Origin of the sequence: Bacteroides sp. NSJ-48, from assembly GCF_014287405.1 — a bacterium.
Lineage (GTDB): Bacteria > Bacteroidota > Bacteroidia > Bacteroidales > Bacteroidaceae > Bacteroides > Bacteroides stercoris.
Genome location: NZ_JACOOD010000001.1, coordinates 138,524 through 155,010 on the forward strand (window position 1 = coordinate 138,524; position 16,487 = coordinate 155,010).

Genomic DNA, 16,487 nt, shown 5'->3' on the forward strand with positions numbered 1-16,487 from the left:
AAATGATATTAGTATTAGGCGGTACAACCGAAGGACGCATAGCCGTCCAAACACTTGAGGAAGCTGGAAAGCCCTTCTATTATTCAACCAAGGGCAATGAACAAGAAGTTCCTCTGCATAACGGCATCCGCCTGCAAGGTGGCATGGATAAAGATAGTCTGGAGTCTTTCTGCCGTAAAGAGAACATCTCGCTGCTGATAGACGCAGCGCACCCTTTTGCCGAAGAGCTGCACAGGAACGTCAGTGAAACTGCTGACATACTTCAGATTCCGGTCATCCGTTATGAACGCATTTACCCCCGTATAGAGAATAATGAAGGCATTGTATGGTGCGACAATTATGAAGACGCTATCCGCCAAATTAAAAAGGAAGAAGTCTATATAATACTGGCACTGACGGGAGTAAACAGCATAAGCAAACTGAAAGCGCTATGGATGGAAAGCAGCCGTTGCTATTTCCGTATTCTCGACCGTGAAAGTTCGCGCGAATCAGCGAGAAACCAGGGATTCCCCGAAGAATATTTACGTTACTACCATACCGGAGAAGACGAACGCCTATTGATGCAGCAAATACGCCCCGAAGCTGTCATCCTCAAAGAGAGCGGTGCTTCCGGCGGATTTTCCGAAAAACTAAAAGCAGCTCAGGAACTGGGCATTCGCATCTTTGTAATAAAGCGCCCGCCGCTTCACCCCAACTTCTTGTCCGTAAACGGGAAATACGGCCTACGTAGAACGGTAGAGCAATACTATCCCGGCTTCTACCCCCTGCGCAGCGGACTCACTACGGGAACATGCGCAGCAGCCGCAGCTGCGGCTGCGATATGGGATATATTCAACATTCAGGGAACTCCCCGTCCCCCGGAGTTTGCAGTAATCCTACCCAACGGAGAATTGATAGATGTTCCTGTAGAGCCGCAGCAGAGATATCCCCGTTCCAGTTCCATAAACAACAATTGGATAGTGGAGTCGGAAGCCAGCGTCATAAAAGACGCCGGAGATGACCCCGACATTACCAATGGAATGCGGATAAAGGCGGATATCATTCTTCCGATCGATATAGATGAAAACAACGATGAAACATCGCAAAAAGATTTTAATATCATCATTGCCGGCGGAGAAGGAATAGGCATCGTCACCATGCCGGGATTAGGATTGGAATTGGGAGCGCCTGCCATTAACCCCACGCCACGCAAGATGATAGAAGACAATGTAAGGATGTACCTCGACTACGTCGGCATGCCTAAAATGAGCGACCCCATTGTTGTGACCATCTCCGTACCCGGCGGAGAGGAAATAGCCAAGCGTACTTTCAATCCGCGTCTGGGCATAGAAGGGGGAATATCCATCATCGGCACATCAGGCATTGTAAAGCCGTTTTCCAGCGAAGCTTTTATAAGTTCCATCCGAAAGTCGATGGAAGTGGCATGCGCCACAGGCAGCCCGCGTATAGTTATCAGCTCCGGAGCAAAGAGCGAACGGTACATCAAGGCTTATTATCCCGAACTGCCAGCACAGGCCTTTGTCCATTACGGCAACTTCATCGGCGAAACGCTGAAGATTGCCGATAAGCTGAAACTACCCCGTGTCACGCTGGGAGTAATGATAGGCAAAGCCGTGAAACTGGCGGAAGGTCACCTCGATACCCATAGCAAGAAAGTGACGATGAACAAGGAGTTCATTCAGGACATAGCGCACCGGACAGGATGCAACGAAGATGTATTGACCGCTATCCGGAATATGAATCTGGCACGGGAACTATGGGATATTATCCCTGTGGAAAAACTGGAGACATTCTCCAAACTGCTGACAGAGCATTGCAAACAATGCTGCGCTCCCCTGCTGCCCGATGGAGAACTTACGATTTTATTAATCAGCGAAGACGGAAAAATATATGTATGAAAAAGGCATTGATGATAATGTACATGGCGGTTGCCGCATCGACCGCACAAGCACAATCTCCTCTCTCCTTTTATGCAGAGGCGGGAATCGGAACTTCCCGCCTCTACGGAAAGCACTCTTGCTGTGATACGCGAATAGCCTGCAAAGCGGGAATAGGCGCGAAATACGCACTGAACAAGACCTGGGTCTTACAATCTGCTTTAGAGTTTGTATCCATAGGCGGCAAGGATGATATGGACTATGTGAAGAACGCCAAGATGAACGAGCTATACTTGCAGATACCTGTCAGAATAGCTGCAAGGTTGCCGTTGGGAAAAGATTACCATGCCTCGCTGAATGCTGGTCCGTACATTGCATGCGGCGTGGGCGGGAAGACATCCGGCAGCATCCCGTATTATCACGACACCGGTTCTTCCGACGGGAACCGGCTTTTCAAGATAGATACTTTCGGCAACATATTGGAGAATAATGCCGGAAACAGGCGGCTGGACGGCGGTATCATCGTGGGAATCGCATTCGAATACCGCAGGCTCATTATCGGTGCAGAGGCACAAGTGGGATTGGTAAAGATCAACCAGCAACTAAGGCAGGTAATAGACACGGAAGAATTCCATAATTACCTGCCACGAAACTTTGCTTCATTCTTCACCGTAGGATATAAGTTCCGATAAAGGAATGCTGCCCGTAGGGTTCGTGCCCGACACTTTCTTACTCAAAATGAGATTGCGTGGAGCTTCGCCAATAAATCCCCGATGCTGGTGAGACATATCGGTTCTTCACCGGGACGATGCAGGACAAAAGCGCCGCCGCCTTTCAAATCGCCCGTTTCGATGTAGGTTTCCGACTCCACGTTGCGGTTGGCAAGGATGCCGTTACGCTGCAATGCCTTACGCACCATGGCGTATCTCTGCCCATGCCCTGACAAACGTATCTGCGTGGTATATTCATTATCTACACGGAACAATCCGGTTTCCAAATCAAACACGATACCTTTACGGGCGAAAAAGCTGCTAAGGCTGCCGTTCAGAGCAAGGTCCTCGGGAGTACCGATGGTGACGCCGTTCGCCTTGTCCATGAGCCAGATTTTGTCGGCTATCTGCAAAGCCAGTTCGAGGTCGTGCGTAGAGAGGAAAATGGTCTTGTCCGTCTGGCGGCTGAGGTGGTGCAGCAGTTGCATCATTTCCACTTTGCTGGGAAAATCGAGAAAGGCCGTAGGTTCATCCAGATAAATCACGGGGGTTTCCTGGGCAAGCGCTTTGGCTATCATGACTTTCTGGCGCTCACCGTCACTTAACGTATGTACCATCCGATGCGCAAGGTGAGGAATACCTACCAGAGCAACGGCTCGCTCCACCACCTGCCTGTCCTCTTTGGTAAGCGTACCCCAAAAGCCCGTATAGGGACTGCGTCCCAATCCTATCAATTCCGTAACGGACATATTGCGGATGTCGCATTTCTCTGTCAGCACTACGCTGATAACGCGCGACAGTTGCTTGTCGGTATAGGACTCAATCTCTTTGCCTTGAATACGTATCTCTCCGCCCAGTTTGGGTTGGAAAGCGGACAGGGTGCGGAGCAGTGTGGACTTACCCACTCCGTTAGCACCCAGCAGGCAGGTCAACTCGCCACTGTTGATGCCTGCACAGATGCCGTCCGCCACTACCTTCACATCACTCTTACCGGGATAGCCGATAGAAAGATTCTCGATATGTATAGTCTCGTTCTTCAATGTTATATGTAATATTAGAGTTCAATATACTTGATATTTTATTCGTTCAACTCCCCTTTTCTCTTTCTGAAAAGCACGGATGCAACCACCGGCGCACCTACCAGCGCAGTCACCGAATTAACGGGCAACGCTCCTTCGAATCCCGGCATGCGGGCTATCAGGTTACACACCAACGCCAAGGCTGCACCTACCAGCAAGGTAGCGGGCATCAATATGCGATGGTCGGATGTGTGAAAGATGGCACGACATAAATGAGGCACTGCCAACCCGATAAACATAATAGGGCCGCAGTAGGCGGTAACAATGGCCACCAGCACTCCGGAACAGGATATGACGAGCAGGCGCGCCCGTTTGATATTCAATCCTAAGTTACGTGCATAACCGTCGCCCAACAACAACAGGTTCATGGTCTTTATCAGCAGGAACGACAAGGGCAGCAACACCGCCATGATACAGACAAACAGCAGCATCTGGTCACCGGAGACACGTGCAAAACTGCCCAGCCCCCAGATAACGTACGCCCGTATATCCTCTTCCACACTGAAATATTTCAATACGCCGATAACGGCACTTGCCACATAACCTATCATCACACCGATAATGAGCAGCGTTACATTCCCCTTTACTTTTTGGGAGACGTAGACAATCAGCGCCATGACCGACAATGCCCCGATAATGGCAGCCACGGACAACGCCACCTCTCCCATATACCCCAAACGGCTCAGTGCCACACCGCCCATAGCACCGGACAGCAGTACCACACAAGCCACTCCCAGGCTCGCTCCCGAACTGATGCCCAGCACCGAAGGTCCTGCCAGCGGATTACGGAACACCGTCTGCATCTGCAAACCGCTGACCGAAAGCCCCGCTCCCGCCACCAATGCCGTCAAGGCCTGCGGCACACGGCTTTTCCAAAGGATATTGCTCCAGATAACTTCCTGGTTGCTCATCGTATCGGGATTGGAAGCCGCTCCTGTCCCCCACAGCAATTCCCATATCTTGCCAAACGGGATATGGACGGAACCCAGCAGCAGGTTCAGCAAAAAGAGCAGGAAGATGGATGCCAGTATAAGGAGCATCAACGGCAATGCAGGTCTTTTCATTAGTTCAGTCGCTCGTAATAAGTGGGTTTATAATCGGGCAGCAGGTCGGGATGAAAAGCATGAATCAAATCTTCCAATACTACCTCAGGCTGCATGGGCATACTCTCATAGAAGGGTTTCTCACGCATATTGCAATAGATTACCCCTTTCTCGCGAAAAGCGCGAAAGTCGGCATAACGAGGGTCCAAAGACTTCAAGGCATCGTAAGAGAATGTTCCGTCGTAACTGTTGACGATGCGCCAATAGTCGGCACTCTCCGCCCTACTGTACACCGTCTCGAAATCCAGTGTCACACCGCCCGAACGCGGATCGTCTTTCAGGAAATAGTCTGCACCGGCATCCCGGAACAGTTCGGCAAGGAAACTCTTTCCGCCTACCGCATACCAGTTGCCGCCACGCATTTCACCGCTGAACACCACAGGACGCTTTTTTACACCGGCAGCCAGTTCTTTCAGCTCGTTATACCGCTTCTCTATCCCGGCAAAACGGGCATTCGCCTCTGCTTCCCGACCGATGAACATACCGATGAACTTTATCCATTCAGCCTGCCCCAACGGAGTCATTTCCTTATATCCCAAGTGCGGCACCAGCGGAATGCCTGTTTCGCGCATGGCGTCATATCCGCCCCGTTTGAAAGGAGAGATAAAGATAACATCGGGATTAATGCTCATAATCACCTCGTTATCGAAGTTCCCCTCAATCCCGATTTTGGATGTCTTGCCCGCCTTCAGACGCCCGTTCATCTCCTTATTGAAAAGATGGCGGGTACTGGTAATGCCCACCACATAATCGCAGGCATCCAACCGGATGAAGTTGGACAGTTGCAGGGAAGTCATGCAGATAACATGCTTCACCGGAGTTTCTATCACGGTATAATCGGCAGGAATACCGGCAGGCTTCGTACCCCTCGGAACCAAAGCATACCGAAAGGTATTCCCCTCTTCTTTTTGAGGGTCGTGTATGTCCACCAGACGCACATTCCCCGGCAGATGTTTCACTGCATAGCCTTTGGCGTAGACGGGAATAACGGCTGTTGCGGTATCCGCAACGGAAACCGCAACAGCCGCAGTATCGGAATTGCCGGATGCTTGCCGGGACTTTGTACCGCACGAAGTCATAGACACTGCACACGCAAATACAAGACCCATGAGAGGTAATCTGATCATGATTGTTCGGTTTTATATTTCAGGGCACAATATTCGGCAATTTTGAGGAGATACGCAAACTCTTCCCGAACAAATCGTTATAAAAGAAACTACAAGTTCATCAAATCGTTCAATGCCTCGCTCATGCTAGGATGTGTGAAGATGAAATCACGCAGGAAAGTATACTCCTGCCTCATCTTCATAGCCATCGCCACCAAATTAATTACTTCACTCGACTCCGGGCCAAACAGAGTGCAACCCACTATTTTATCGGTATCGGCATCCACTATCACCTTGAACAACCCGTCCGTATTGCCCAATGTACGGGCACGGGGAATGGCGGAGACGGGGAGTTTGTTTACCTTAATGTTCAAACCTTTCTCACGTGCTTCGGTCTCACTCATACCGATACGTGAAAGCGGCGGATCTATAAACACCGAATAGCTCACCGGCTCACGGTCGGACACCTTACGCTCTCCCGCTCCAAACAGGTCTTCGCGGAGAATACGGTAATCGTCCAACGAAATATAAGTAAATTGCAGTCCGCCTTTCACATCACCGATAGCACGGATATTGGGATTGGTAGTCTGCAAATGCTCGTTCACGATAATAGCACCACGTTCGTTCACCTCTACTCCTGCCTCAGGCAGATTCAATCCCGCAGTATTGGGACGACGTCCGGTAGCCAAAAGAATAGCATCCGCGTCCAATTGCAGAATCTTGCCTGTCACGGCATCCTGATAGACAACCACCATACCTTCCACGGACTGCACACGGGCATTCAGGCAGAAAGTGATGCCTTTCTTTTCCAACACTTCCTGCACGCTGGCAGCAATGTCACGGTCTTCACGGGCTATCAGTTCGGAATAGCTTTCCAACACTGTCACCTGCGATCCGAAAGAAGCGTACATCGAAGCGAACTCCAAGCCGATATACCCGCCGCCTACGATAACAAGATGCTTAGGAAGTTCCGCCAGTTCCATAATGGAAGTGCTGGTGTATACTTTCGGATTGTCCTTTACTCCCCCGATAGGCGGAATGATGGTTTCAGCTCCCGTATTGACAAATATCTGCTGGGCTTGAAGCTGAATCGTTTCTTCCGCCATACGTACTTCCACCACATCAGGACCGACAAAAGAACCTGTACCCGTATATACCGTTATATTAGGATTGTCTGACAGATTGCGGTAATTCTTCTGACGCAGGAAAGAAGTAACTTCCTCTTTCCGTGCAACAGACTGGCGGTAGTATGCCTGCTTCTGTTCCCAGGACGCACTCGTATCTGCCAACTCTGCCGAATGTATCAGTGTCTTGGTCGGAATACATCCGATATTGATACACGTACCGCCGTACATCTTATCCGAACGTTCTATCATAGCAACAGTAAAGTTCCGTTCGGCCAGCCCGGCAGCGAGTGTCTTGCCTCCTTTTCCAAAGCCGATAATAATAGCATCATACTTTTTCATAGTCTTATTTTTCCAATTGGTTCAATACCCTTTTTGCACTGTCCGCCAGCACCACGATAGCTCCGGCAAGGATGGCGGTATCCTTTATCACCAGTCGTCCGGCCCCTGTCAGCAAAGGGAAGCCATGCTCTCCGCTTCCCAAATCGGGAACCCACACTTCAGGAGTAGTGACAAGGAACGAAAGCGTACCGACAGTCATTATGACGGCCAGTGCAGCCCCTGCCAATCCGATTTTCGGAAAGAATATCCCCAGAAAAGTAAGGATGCCGATTGCCATAATCAGTATGCCAAGACCGCGGGAGAAGCCGTAGGTATTGTTCTCTACATGCCACCGGTGCTTGGCTTCGTCAAACTCTCCCTCTTTCAGCTTGTATTCCTTGTATTCCGGTGCAGGCTTATCGTAGAAGAAACTCATAAAAGGACTGTTTGCCACGAACGGAACGATTCCTTCGGCTTCGTAGTTCCAGAATTTCAAGCCGCCTATCCATACAAATATCACAAGAATGGCCACGCGGATGAGGTTGATACCCAACTTTTGGGAAGAAGCGGCCAGCGTCAGTGCCGCAAGGAACAGTTTTTGCAATTTCGTTTTCATATTTTTGTTGTTTTAGGTTCACCGCAGAGACACTCGGGTGAAATGTTTTTGCAAAGATCCCTGTTTCCTGCCGGTTGTGGAATGGCAATTATTCCGTAACAGTTGGCAATTCTTCCCGATGTGCTTGTTTCCGATACTCCGACACACTCTCTCCCGTCACTTTCTTGAAGAAGCGGCTGAATGCAGCCAAGTCCTCAAAGCCCAGAATGGCGCTGATTTCCTTAGCGCTCTTCCGTGTGTACAGCAGCAGGCGTCTGGCTTCCGCACCTATCCGTTCGTGAATGATGCGAAGCGGAGAAGGCAGTCCGCAGGCAGAAAACAAGTTGGAAAGCGTCTTAGGCGAACGGCAAAGCATATCGGCATAGTCCTGCACCTGTTTCTTTTCACGGAAATACTGGTCTACCAGCACATAGAACCGACGGACAACATCGAAAGTCCTCTCATTCTCCTGCCCCACACCAAACCTTGCACGTGCTATGCGCGTACAGGTGATGATGAAACGTTTCAGTACAATCCGCAACATCTCTTCCTGAAGATTGTCATTAATGGCGGACTCCTGACGGAAGATGCGGACTATATCATGCAGGTTGGACGATTGCTCCTCGGACAGCTTCAGCCGCATCACCCGGGACGAACCGTAGAACAGAAAGCCGTTGCAGGACACCTCATTGTCATGTCCGTAGATGCAGTAGAAGTTACTGTTGAAAACAAAGGTCAGGAACTCACCTGCCACCTCTTTGATAGTCAGATGATGCAGCGGGGTAAGCGTGACAATCTCGTCTTTCGCCAGCTTCATGGGTATATGGTCTACCTCGATGGCGAGCGTGCCGCTCTGTACCCAGAGAAACTTATACAGAGTCTTGTCGCGTTGCAGCGGCTTGTTTTCGTGAAAGCGGGATGTCATTGCGATATTGCCGTTCAAACGCGTATTCAGTTGGTAGTCCATAGGCTTCCATTATTTGTAAGGGTAACAAAGATAGCGAATATCTTGCTTACTATTGATTATTTCCCGATTTTTGCACATAAAAAAAACAGAATGTCCCCTATTCAATTCGTATCCCTCGGCCCCGGTGAAGCCGAACTCATCACCCTGAAAGGACTGAAAGCCCTGCAAAATGCCGACTGTATCTTCTGTCCCGAAACACCCGTCCGCGACGGTCATTCCCTGTCACGCGCCGCCGACATCATGCTTCGGCTCGACATACCCGCCAACCGTATCCGCCGCTTCTCCCTGCCCATGAGCAAGCAACGGACCGATGCCCTCAACGCCTACGACCAAGTGTATGCCGCCGCCCTTTCCCTGCATCACGCCGGCAAGAAAGTGGCTATCGTGGCAGAGGGCGATGCAGGCTTCTACTCCTCTGTACATTATATATATGAGAAACTGCAAGCCGCCGGCATCCCCGTAGAACAGATTGCCGGCATCCCCGCTTTCATCGCTGCCGGAGCACGGGGCGGATTGCACATCGCCAGCCAGGAAGAGAGGCTGACCGTAATTCCCGGCATCACCACCGTCGAAGAGATAGAACGGCTGATACAATCGCAGAACACGGTAGTCATCATGAAACTGTCGCAGTGCACCGATGAAGTGCACCGTTGCATCCGCCTTCATCCCGAATACGATTACCGCTATTTCGAGAACGTAGGCACTCCGCAGGAAAAATACATCAGTGACGGGCAGCAGCTTGAAACACTCCGCTTCCCTTATTTCTCCCTGCTTATCATCCGTCACAATGGCTTCTGACGCCGATTTAATACAATTTCGCACAGAGTACGAGTGATTTTTGCAGAAATGGCTTACCTTTGCACCTTGTGTAATTAAAAAAGATAAAGACATGAAGAAACTTGCTTTTTATATGTTGATGCTGGTTATGAGCATCGGTTATGCCTATGCACAAGGCGGGGCAGACATTAAATTCGACAAGACCACCCATAACTTCGGAACATTCTCCGAAAACAATCCGGTGGTAAGCTGCACGTTTACATTCACCAATGTGGGAGACGCTCCGCTGGTAATCCACCAGGCAGTGGCATCTTGCGGATGCACAGTGCCCGAATACACGCAAGAGCCGGTGATGCCCGGAAAGACCGGAACCATCAAAATTACCTACAACGGTACAGGCAAATACCCCGGACACTTCAAGAAGTCCATTACGCTGCGCACCAACGCCAAGACCGAAATGATGCGTCTGTTCGTTGAAGGCGACATGACTGCCAAAGACGCCAAATAAACGTTTTTATGATACAGAAAAAAGGAGAATTTTTCAATTCTCCTTTTTTTTTGCTTTCTTTGAAGTCTATAATGGAATACATATCGCAATCATAACAATAAAAATAAAACAGCTATTATGAAACAAGAAGAAGAGAAAGCAATCGGCGTACCGGAAAACGCGTTCCGCGAACTGAAGCCGGGAGAGGTCTACAATCCCCTGATGAGTCCCGACAAGAAATACCCCGAAGTAAACCTGTGGTCGGTACTGTGGGGTATCGCCATGGCGGTACTGTTTTCGGCAGCGGCAGCCTATCTGGGGCTGAAAGTGGGACAGGTATTCGAAGCCGCCATCCCCATCGCCATTATCGCTGTCGGCGTGTCCGGTGCAGCCAAGCGTAAAAACGCTCTGGGCGAAAACGTCATCATCCAGTCCATCGGAGCCAGCTCCGGAGTAATTGTGGCAGGCGCAATCTTTACCCTGCCCGCACTGTATATCCTACAGGAAAGCTATCCGCAGGAAATCACCGTAACATTTGCACAAGTATTCATCAGTTCGCTGCTGGGCGGCGTACTGGGTATCCTTTTCCTTATCCCGTTCCGTAAATATTTTGTAAGTGACATGCACGGCAAATATCCTTTCCCCGAGGCCACCGCAACGACGCAGGTGCTTGTATCGGGAGAAAAAGGCGGCAGTCAGGCAAAACCGTTGCTGACGGCGGGTATTATCGGCGGTCTGTACGACTTCATCGTTGCCACTTTCGGTTGGTGGAACGAAAACTTCACCACCCGTGTATGCGGCTTCGGCGAAATGCTGGCAGAAAAAGCCAAGCTGGTGTTCAAGGTAAACACCGGAGCTGCCGTACTGGGTCTGGGCTATATCGTCGGACTGAAATACGCCTCTATCATCTGTGCCGGCTCGCTTGCCGTATGGTGGATTATCATCCCCGGCATGTCCCTTATCTGGGGCGACAGCGTGCTGAACCAATGGAATCCGGAGATTACCGCCACCGTAGGTGCCATGTCTCCCGAAGAAATCTTCAAGTACTATGCCAAGAGCATCGGTATCGGCGGCATTGCAATGGCGGGTATCATCGGCATCATCAAGTCATGGGGCATCATCAAGAGTGCCGTAGGGCTGGCTGCCAAGGAAATGGGCGGCAAGGCTGATGCGGAAACCAACGTGAAGCGTACACAACGCGACCTTTCCATGAAGATTATCGCTATCGGTTCTATCGTGACGCTGATACTGGTTACGCTGTTCTTCTACTTCGATGTGATGCAGGGCAACCTGATGCACACGGTAGTGGCTATCCTGCTCGTTGCGGGCATCTCGTTCCTCTTCACCACCGTAGCAGCCAATGCCATTGCCATTGTGGGAACCAATCCGGTATCGGGCATGACGCTGATGACGCTTATCCTTGCATCGGTAGTAATGGTGGCGGTAGGCCTGAAAGGTCCCGGCGGAATGGTGGCAGCGCTGGTTATGGGCGGTGTGGTTTGTACGGCACTGTCCATGGCGGGCGGTTTCATCACCGACCTTAAGATTGGTTACTGGCTGGGAAGCACTCCCGTGAAACAGGAGACGTGGAAGTTCCTCGGAACAATCGTTTCGGCAGCTACCGTAGGCGGTGTGATGATTATCCTGAACAAGACATACGGATTTACCAGCGGACAACTGGCTGCTCCGCAGGCCAACGCAATGGCGGCGGTTATCGAACCGCTGATGAACGGTGTAGGTGCACCGTGGCTGCTTTACGGCATCGGTGCGGTGCTGGCCATCGTGCTGAATGCCTGCAAGATTCCTGCACTGGCTTTTGCACTGGGCATGTTCATCCCGTTGGAGCTGAACGTTCCGCTGGTAGTGGGCGGTGCCGTAAACTGGTACGTAACCAGCCGCAGTAAAGATGCAGCTCTCAATGCCGAACGTGGCGAGAAAGGTACGCTGCTGGCGTCCGGCTTCATTGCCGGCGGTGCGCTGATGGGTGTGGTAAGCGCGGCAATGCGCTTCGGCGGTGTCAATATGGTGAACGACGCATGGCTCAGCAATACATGGTCTGAAGTGCTGGCGCTGGGCGCTTATGCCATCCTGATATTCTACCTCGTAAAGGCTTCGATGAAAACGAAATAAGCTGCGGGGACACTGAAACAAATTCAGATAATACAAAACAATATTCACCATGAGAAAGATTCTATTTCTATCCCTTCTGTTTGCCGCAACGATGTTGTCCGCACAGAGTCCCGTCGAACTGCCGTTGTGGCCCGACGGAGCTCCCAATACAAACGGGCTGACCGGTGAGCAGGAAGATTTGAAAGGCGGCCGCGTTGCCAACGTGACCCATCCTTCCATAACCGTTTACCGTCCGGCAAAGCCCAACGGTATGGCTGTCATTATGTGCCCCGGCGGCGGATACGCCCGTCTTGCCATGAACCACGAAGGGCACGACATGGCGGCCTGGTTCACGACGCAAGGCATCACGTATGCGGTACTGAAGTACCGCATGCCGAACGGGCACAACGAGGTTCCCCTGTCGGATGCCGAGCAAGCCATCCGCCTGGTACGCAAACATGCCGGAGAATGGGGTGTCAACCCCGGCCGTATCGGTATCATGGGAGCATCCGCAGGCGGACATCTGGCAGCTTCCCTTGCCACGTTATACGGCAGCGACGCTACCCGTCCCGACTTCCAGATACTGTTCTATCCCGTCATCTCCATGCTGAAAGGCGTGACCCACAGCGGTTCCCGCCAAAACCTTATCGGAGAGACTCCTTCGGCCGAACTGGAACAGAAATACTCGCTCGAAAGGCAGGTATCTCCCAAAACGCCGCAGGCCTTCATCATGCTGTCGGCAGATGACGCAACCGTACTGCCCATCAACGGCATCGGTTACTTCCTCGCCCTGCGCGAACAGAAAGTGCCTGCCACACTGCACGTCTATCCCACCGGCGGTCATGGCTGGGGCTTCCGCGACAGCTTCACCTACAAGCGCCAATGGACCGGCGAGCTGGAAAAATGGCTGAGAGAAGGGCTGACCTTTCCGGAGAAGTAACACTTCCGTAGCAGCTATTTACACCAATCATCATTAACCCGTTCAAACCTTAAAACTTACTTACCATGAAAATACACGGACTATTGCTTGCCGCTGCCTTTCTTCCTGTCGCCCTTGCGGCGCAGGAAGACCGGTATGCGCAAATTACCAATCCCAAACTCACAAGTATCAACAAAGAGCAGCCCCGCAGCACCTTCACTTCTTACACAAACGAGGCGGATGCCGTTGTCAACGACCGTAAGAACGGAACATTCCGCATCTCCCTCAACGGCAAGTGGAAATTCAACTATGTGGAGAACTTCGCCGACCGTCCTACCGACTTTATGGATGCCCGTACGGACGTAGGCAAATGGCCGGACATCAACGTTCCCGGCAATTGGGAGCTGCAAGGTTTCGGCACGCCTATCTACGTCAACCAGCCGTACGAGTTCTGCTCTCCCGGCTATGCCCCCTATTGGGACAAACCCAACCCGCCCTACGTTCCCAAAGAGTGGAATCCTACGGGAACCTACCGCCGTACCTTCACCCTGCCTGCCGACTGGGACAACAAAGAAGTCTTCCTGAGCGCCGACGGAGTGCGCGGAGCGGCATTCTACTACCTCAACGGCAAGTTTGCAGGCATGAGCAAAGATTCCAAGACTCCCGCACGCTTCAACGTCACTTCCCTTGCCCGCAGAGGCGAGAACGTGATTGCCATACAGGTGCACCGCTTCTCCGACGGCAATTATCTGGAGTGCCAGGACTTCTGGCGCATCAGTGGCATCGAACGGGACATCTACATGTATGCCCAGCCGCAAATACACTTGACGGACTTCAAGGCGGAGACTCCCCTGGACGGAGATTACCGCAACGGAATCCTGAAGCTGAAAGTGAAGTTTGCCAACGAAACCGGCAAAGAGACTCCGTTCCTCGTAAGCTATCGTTTGCTGGACAGCAAAGACAAGCAGATTGCCCAATCCTCGACCCGTATAAGCTACGGTCAGACGGAAGTGGAATTCACCCCAAAGACAATCAAAGAACCGTTGCAGTGGACAGCCGAGACGCCTAACCTCTACACGCTCGTCATCAGCCTGAAACATACCAACGGTGACGTTATCGAGGCCACCGGTTGCAAAGTAGGGTTCCGCACCGTAGAGATAAAAGACAAGCAACTGATGGTAAACGGCAGGCCTATCCTCGTAAAAGGCGTCAACTATCACGAGCATAATGAATACACCGGCCATTACGTTCCCGAAGAGCTTATGCTGAAAGATTTCGAACTTTGGAAGCGGTACAACATAAACACTATCCGTACCTGCCACTACCCGCAGCAGGAACGTTTCTATGAGCTGTGCGACCAATATGGCTTCTACGTCATAGACGAAGCCAATATCGAGAGCCACGGAATGGGCTACAACCTGAACGTAGGCGGCACGCTGGGTAATAACCCGCTGTTTACAAAAGCGCATATGGACCGTACCATGAACATGTACGAGCGCGACAAGAACCATCCCTGCATCATCACCTGGTCGCTTGGCAACGAAGCGGGAAACGGCCTGAACTTCTACGTCACCTACAATACGCTGAAAGCATTGGACAGCCGTCCCGTACAATACGAACGCGCCCTGCTGGAATGGAATACGGACATCTTCTGCCCCATGTACCACAGTCCCGCCCGTATCGAGAAATACGCACAGAACCCCGAAATGACCCGCCCGCTCATCCTCTGCGAATATGCCCATGCCATGGGCAACAGCCTCGGCAATTTCCAGGATTACTGGAACATCATCGAGAAATACCCCATCCTGCAAGGCGGTTGTATTTGGGACTGGGTAGACCAGGGACTTGCCGCCAAGACCGCTGACGGCCGTAAATACTGGGCATACGGTGGCGACTACGGCGAGTACGGCACCCCGTCCGACGGCGACTTCTGTATCAACGGCATAGTATATCCCGACCGCAGCGTCAAGCCGCAGACCGAGGAAATGGGAAAGGTGTATCAGAACATCAAGTTCTTCGATTTCGACCCGGCAGCCTCTGTCGTAAAGATACGCAATGATTTCTCCTTCACCAATCTCGACAAATACGACTTCCATTACATCATCCGCCATCACGGCAAAGAGGTTTACAAAGGCCAAATCAAAGACATCAAGGCCGAACCGGGACAGACCGTCACCAGTCCGTTCCTCAACGGCATTCCCGCCACCAACAGTTCGACCGGAGACGTACGCATAGAGTTCTATGCCGCTATCCGTACTCCCGAACCGTTCCTTCCGGCGGGTACGGTCATTGCCCGTGAGCAGACCTATGTGCATACTTTCCATAAGGAAGATGCCCCGAAACAGGCATTCGCCGGTTCGGAAGAAGACGACCGGCAAGTTGTTTTCTCCGGTCCGCACTTCAAGGCAACCTTCGACAAGCAAAGCGGCCTGCTGGTATCTTACCGATACAAGAAGCAGGAGTACATCCATAACGGGCAAGGTCCCCGCCCCTTCTTCTGGCGCGCCCCCACCGACAATGACTACGGAGCCAAATTTCCTGTACGTTTGAAAGCGTGGAAAGAGGCCAGCTATCAGGAGCCGAAAGCCGAAAGCTTCAACGTAGTGCGTGACAAAGATACTACGGCGGTAAAAGTGACCTACCGCTTCCCGCAGACCGATGCCCGCTGGGATATAACGTATAAGGTATACAGCAACGGCATTATCAAGGTAGACAACCATTTCGTTGCAGAGAACACCCAAACACCGATGATACCGCGTGTGGGACTGCGTATGCAGCTACCCGCCCGCATCACCTCGCTGACCTACTACGGCCGGGGTCCTAAAGAGAATTACCGCGACCGCCGCACCTCACAGTTCATCGGCGAATACACATCGGGTATCCAAGATATGTACGAGCCTTATGTCCGTCCGCAAGAAAACAACCACCGCACGGACATCTATTGGTGCACCCTCACCAGCAAAGCAAAAGAAGGTCTGCTGTTTGTTGCCGACCGCACTTTCGAAATGAACGTATCCAACTATCCGCTGGAAAGCCTGGATAGCGGTGACTCTATCGAGAACGGCTCTCCCCGTACCGAAAAGACCAATCACCGCCATCTCACCGACCCGCAACCGGAACCCTCCGTAGACCTCTTCATAGACTACCGCATGATGGGCGTAGGCGGTGACGACAGTTGGGGAGCTTTGGCGCACGAACCTTATCTGATACGCCCCGGCAAGCAGAATGCCATCAGCTACGGTTTCGCGATTGTACCGTTCGACAAGGGAACGGATTTCAAGAGTTTGATATATAGATATTAAAGCTGTCCAGC

The 16,487-nt window shown here is 51.6% G+C and carries 13 protein-coding genes; 7 read left to right on the forward strand and 6 right to left on the reverse strand.

What is annotated here, in order from left to right; all coding sequences use genetic code 11:
* Positions 1 to 2 precede the first annotated feature (2 nt).
* Positions 3 to 1,898 carry a cobalt-precorrin-5B (C(1))-methyltransferase CbiD gene (gene cbiD / locus H8S52_RS00530; protein WP_186909168.1) on the forward strand — a complete coding sequence of 632 codons (1,896 nt, stop codon included), beginning with the start codon at positions 3 to 5 and terminating at the stop codon, positions 1,896 to 1,898.
* On the forward strand, positions 1,895 to 2,569 hold the full coding sequence (locus H8S52_RS00535) for an outer membrane beta-barrel protein (RefSeq protein WP_117941365.1): 675 nt from the start codon (positions 1,895 to 1,897) through the stop codon (positions 2,567 to 2,569). The genes cbiD and H8S52_RS00535 overlap by 4 nt, the downstream gene beginning before the upstream one ends.
* 41 nt (positions 2,570 to 2,610) lie before the next feature.
* Here H8S52_RS00535 and H8S52_RS00540 read toward each other — a convergent pair whose 3' ends face one another.
* The 6 genes from H8S52_RS00540 to H8S52_RS00565 form a co-directional block, all read right to left on the reverse strand.
* Positions 2,611 to 3,627 carry an ABC transporter ATP-binding protein gene (locus H8S52_RS00540; protein WP_117984285.1) on the reverse strand — a complete coding sequence of 339 codons (1,017 nt, stop codon included), beginning with the start codon at positions 3,625 to 3,627 and terminating at the stop codon, positions 2,611 to 2,613.
* A 38-nt stretch (positions 3,628 to 3,665) separates the two neighbouring features.
* A complete protein-coding gene (locus H8S52_RS00545; protein WP_022104796.1) occupies positions 3,666 to 4,730 on the reverse strand; it encodes an iron ABC transporter permease in 1,065 nt (354 codons plus the stop codon).
* Positions 4,730 to 5,896, reverse strand: coding sequence for an ABC transporter substrate-binding protein (locus H8S52_RS00550; protein WP_060385983.1), 1,167 nt, complete (start codon positions 5,894 to 5,896; stop codon positions 4,730 to 4,732). The genes H8S52_RS00545 and H8S52_RS00550 overlap by 1 nt, the downstream gene beginning before the upstream one ends.
* An 89-nt stretch (positions 5,897 to 5,985) precedes the next feature.
* Complete coding sequence (locus tag H8S52_RS00555) at positions 5,986 to 7,341, reverse strand: FAD-dependent oxidoreductase (protein WP_118939647.1); 1,356 nt, start codon at positions 7,339 to 7,341, stop codon at positions 5,986 to 5,988.
* Positions 7,342 to 7,345: 4 nt separating this feature from the next.
* Positions 7,346 to 7,936 carry a DUF417 family protein gene (locus tag H8S52_RS00560; RefSeq protein WP_005653317.1) on the reverse strand — a complete coding sequence of 197 codons (591 nt, stop codon included), beginning with the start codon at positions 7,934 to 7,936 and terminating at the stop codon, positions 7,346 to 7,348.
* Positions 7,937 to 8,024: 88 nt separating this feature from the next.
* Entirely contained in the window at positions 8,025 to 8,882 is an 858-nt protein-coding gene (locus H8S52_RS00565; protein ID WP_117984291.1) for a helix-turn-helix domain-containing protein, read from the reverse strand.
* Positions 8,883 to 8,972: 90 nt separating this feature from the next.
* Between H8S52_RS00565 and H8S52_RS00570 the strand changes: the two genes are divergently transcribed.
* The 5 genes from H8S52_RS00570 (at position 8,973) to H8S52_RS00590 (ending at position 16,476) form a co-directional block, all read left to right on the forward strand.
* A complete protein-coding gene (locus H8S52_RS00570) occupies positions 8,973 to 9,680 on the forward strand; it encodes a precorrin-2 C(20)-methyltransferase (protein ID WP_117984293.1) in 708 nt (235 codons plus the stop codon).
* Positions 9,681 to 9,771: 91 nt separating this feature from the next.
* Positions 9,772 to 10,167 carry a DUF1573 domain-containing protein gene (locus H8S52_RS00575; protein WP_016662096.1) on the forward strand — a complete coding sequence of 132 codons (396 nt, stop codon included), beginning with the start codon at positions 9,772 to 9,774 and terminating at the stop codon, positions 10,165 to 10,167.
* A 117-nt stretch (positions 10,168 to 10,284) separates the two neighbouring features.
* Positions 10,285 to 12,276: an OPT family oligopeptide transporter gene (locus H8S52_RS00580; protein ID WP_060385986.1), complete on the forward strand. Its 1,992-nt coding sequence runs from the start codon at positions 10,285 to 10,287 to the stop codon at positions 12,274 to 12,276.
* Between the two features lie 49 nt (positions 12,277 to 12,325).
* Complete coding sequence (locus tag H8S52_RS00585) at positions 12,326 to 13,195, forward strand: alpha/beta hydrolase (protein WP_117984295.1); 870 nt, start codon at positions 12,326 to 12,328, stop codon at positions 13,193 to 13,195.
* 65 nt (positions 13,196 to 13,260) lie between these two features.
* Positions 13,261 to 16,476, forward strand: coding sequence for a glycoside hydrolase family 2 TIM barrel-domain containing protein (locus H8S52_RS00590; protein WP_117984297.1), 3,216 nt, complete (start codon positions 13,261 to 13,263; stop codon positions 16,474 to 16,476).
* Positions 16,477 to 16,487: the final 11 nt, after the last annotated feature.

Bases quoted from the DNA above. Each gene is read 5' to 3' on its own strand.
- cbiD (WP_186909168.1), top strand. From the start codon at position 3: ATGATATTAGTATTAGGCGGTACAACCGAAGGACGCATAGCCGTCCAA.
- H8S52_RS00535 (WP_117941365.1), top strand. From the start codon at position 1,895: ATGAAAAAGGCATTGATGATAATGTACATGGCGGTTGCCGCATCGACC.
- H8S52_RS00545 (WP_022104796.1), bottom strand. From the start codon at position 4,730: ATGAAAAGACCTGCATTGCCGTTGATGCTCCTTATACTGGCATCCATC.
- H8S52_RS00550 (WP_060385983.1), bottom strand. From the start codon at position 5,896: ATGATCAGATTACCTCTCATGGGTCTTGTATTTGCGTGTGCAGTGTCT.
- H8S52_RS00555 (WP_118939647.1), bottom strand. From the start codon at position 7,341: ATGAAAAAGTATGATGCTATTATTATCGGCTTTGGAAAAGGAGGCAAG.
- H8S52_RS00560 (WP_005653317.1), bottom strand. From the start codon at position 7,936: ATGAAAACGAAATTGCAAAAACTGTTCCTTGCGGCACTGACGCTGGCC.
- H8S52_RS00565 (WP_117984291.1), bottom strand. From the start codon at position 8,882: ATGGACTACCAACTGAATACGCGTTTGAACGGCAATATCGCAATGACA.
- H8S52_RS00570 (WP_117984293.1), top strand. From the start codon at position 8,973: ATGTCCCCTATTCAATTCGTATCCCTCGGCCCCGGTGAAGCCGAACTC.
- H8S52_RS00575 (WP_016662096.1), top strand. From the start codon at position 9,772: ATGAAGAAACTTGCTTTTTATATGTTGATGCTGGTTATGAGCATCGGT.
- H8S52_RS00580 (WP_060385986.1), top strand. From the start codon at position 10,285: ATGAAACAAGAAGAAGAGAAAGCAATCGGCGTACCGGAAAACGCGTTC.
- H8S52_RS00585 (WP_117984295.1), top strand. From the start codon at position 12,326: ATGAGAAAGATTCTATTTCTATCCCTTCTGTTTGCCGCAACGATGTTG.
- H8S52_RS00590 (WP_117984297.1), top strand. From the start codon at position 13,261: ATGAAAATACACGGACTATTGCTTGCCGCTGCCTTTCTTCCTGTCGCC.